Genomic DNA, 2229 nt, shown 5'->3' with positions numbered 1-2229 from the left:
CGTCGCCGACCACCTCGCCGTCGACCCCACGGGCGGGAGCACGGTCCCCACCGCCGACCAGGTGACGCACGGGCTCGAGCGTCTGGCCGCCCTGACCGATGCCGACCTGCTCCTGCCCGGCCCCGTCGCGCGCTGCCTCGGGCTGCCGGCGGAGCCGGAGGACCTCGACGAGCACGTCACCGCACGTGGGCACCGGATGCTCGCTCACATCCCCAGACTCCGACCGGTACAGATCTCCGCCCTGGTGGAGCGGTTCGGCTCGGTTCCGGCGCTGCTGGCCGCCGAGCAGACGGACTTCGCGGACGTCGAGGGTGTGGGTGCCCTCTGGGCCAGGCACGTGCGCCAGTGGCTCACCGGGCTGGGGTCGACCTAGAACACGGCGTCCGGGCGCCCGCCGTCGGCGTCAGTCGCCCTCACGAACGTCGAAGGTCAGTCGCCCTCGACCACGTTGAAGGTGGCGGCGGGACTGAAGACGTTCCCGACCAGCGCGTAGACCTGGTAGGCGCCGACCTCGACCGGGGTCCGATCGGACTCCGAGCAGGCACCCTCTGCGGACCGCCGGCCGGTCCAGTCGATCTGGCGGGGCTCTGGCTCACCGGGGCGGAGGTCGACCTCGTCGTCCTCGCGGGGGGTGGTGCAGTCGATGCTCGACCACACCTTGACGTTGGTGTCGAGACGGTAGACCTCGAAGGACAGCGGCGCCTCGGAGAGGTCGCGATCGCACGTGGTGTCCGAGGTGTTGAGGATGTTGACGAAGAACCGGACATCCTCCCCGACCTCGACGTTGGGCTCGGCGGACCAGGCCTCCAGGCTCAGATCCTCATCCGCGCAGCGGCCCCGCGAGGCACCGCCGTCGTCCCGGGCGGTGGTCTCGGTCGTCGTGGTCTCCGAGGTTGTTGCCGCCTCGGCAGAGTCGACCTCGCCGCCCGCCGCCGAATCCTGGGTGTCAGTACCGCTGTCCCTGGAGGCCAGGAACAGCGCCAGCACCACGGCCAGGACGGCGACGACCGCGATGCCGACGGCGGCGACGCGGCGCCGCACATAGACTTCGCGCGGTAGGGAGCCCTGGGGTTCGTGCACGGGCCCAACTCTAGGGCCGAGGGGACGCGGCGTCGGATCCCCCTCGCGGCGTGTCCCTAGACCGCGATCATCTCCTCACCCGGACCGTGGGGGGTGTCCTCGACCTCCCCCAACGCGCTGCGCAGGTACGCACGCCCGTCGGAGAGCTTGTAGGTCACACCGACGATCGCGAGCCGCCCCGCATCGATCCGGTCGCTGATGATCTTGGACCGCTGCTGCAGCAGCTCGCCGGTCTCCAGGACGTGGCGCGCCTCGAAGTCGTCGATGGTACTGAGCCCCTCGCGGCGCCCGTTGAGGATCGAGGGCGAGACCTTCTCCACCACGTCCCGTAGGAACCCGGGCGGGATCTCACCGGTGTTCAGCGCATCGACCGTCGCCTTGACGGCGCCACAGCTGTCATGACCGAGCACCACGATCAGCGGGGTCTCCAGGACGTGGACCGCGTACTCTATCGACCCGAGCACCGCCGAGTCGCTGATGTGGCCGGCGGTGCGGATCACGAAGAGGTCCCCGAGACCCTGGTCGAAGATGATCTCGGCCGCCACCCGGGAGTCCGAGCATCCGAACAGCACGGCCTTGGGGTGCTGCGCCGCGACGAGCTTCTCCCGCCGCTCGGTATTCTGGCTGGGATGACGCATCTGCCCTTCGACGAATCGATGGTTGCCGTCGCGGAGCGAGGCCCAGGCCTTGATGGGATCGGTATGAGGCATGGCTCATATTGTGCACACCCCGCCGCCGGTGAGCCACGGTGACCTCCGTCGACACCTCCGCCCTGCTGTCCTGGTTCGACCGTGAGGGCCGGCCCCTGCCCTGGCGCGGCCCCGATGTCGGCGCGTGGGAGATCCTGCTCTGCGAGGTCATGAGCCAGCAGACCCCCGTGGCGCGGGTGGAACCGGTCTGGCGGGCGTGGCTCGAGCGGTGGCCCGGTCCGGCCGAGCTCGCCGCGGCCTCCCCCGCCGAGGTGATCCGGATGTGGGGCAAACTCGGCTATCCCCGCCGCGCCCTCCGACTGCAGGAGTGCGCCCTCGCCGTCGTCGATCGACATCGCGGCGAGGTCCCCACGGACGTCGGGGACCTGCTCGCCCTCCCTGGCGTCGGTGACTACACCGCCCGCGCGGTGGCGTGCTTCGCCCACGGTCAGCGGGTCCC

General features: G+C 70.7%; 2 protein-coding genes and 2 pseudogenes. 2 read left to right on the top strand and 2 right to left on the bottom strand.

The window, feature by feature from the left end:
• A pseudogene (locus G6027_RS03810) lies at positions 1-373 on the top strand (DNA integrity scanning protein DisA); the annotation flags it as partial.
• A 56-nt stretch (positions 374-429) separates the two neighbouring features.
• On the opposite strand, the gene G6027_RS03805 reads toward G6027_RS03810, so the two are convergent.
• Both G6027_RS03805 and G6027_RS03800 read right to left on the bottom strand, forming a co-directional pair.
• On the bottom strand, positions 430-1080 hold the full coding sequence (locus G6027_RS03805) for a hypothetical protein (RefSeq protein WP_182635534.1): 651 nt from the start codon (positions 1078-1080) through the stop codon (positions 430-432).
• Positions 1081-1136: 56 nt separating this feature from the next.
• Positions 1137-1790, bottom strand: a complete 654-nt coding sequence (locus G6027_RS03800; protein WP_179524500.1) for a carbonic anhydrase — start codon at positions 1788-1790, stop codon at positions 1137-1139.
• Between the two features lie 38 nt (positions 1791-1828).
• Between G6027_RS03800 and G6027_RS03795 the strand changes: the two are divergent.
• Positions 1829-2229: pseudogene (locus G6027_RS03795) on the top strand (A/G-specific adenine glycosylase); the annotation flags it as partial.

Source organism: Dietzia sp. SLG310A2-38A2 (assembly GCF_014145095.1).
Lineage (GTDB): Bacteria > Actinomycetota > Actinomycetes > Mycobacteriales > Mycobacteriaceae > Dietzia.
The sequence above is the reverse complement of the archived record's forward strand: the minus strand, read 5'-3'. Positions and strand labels throughout refer to the sequence as shown.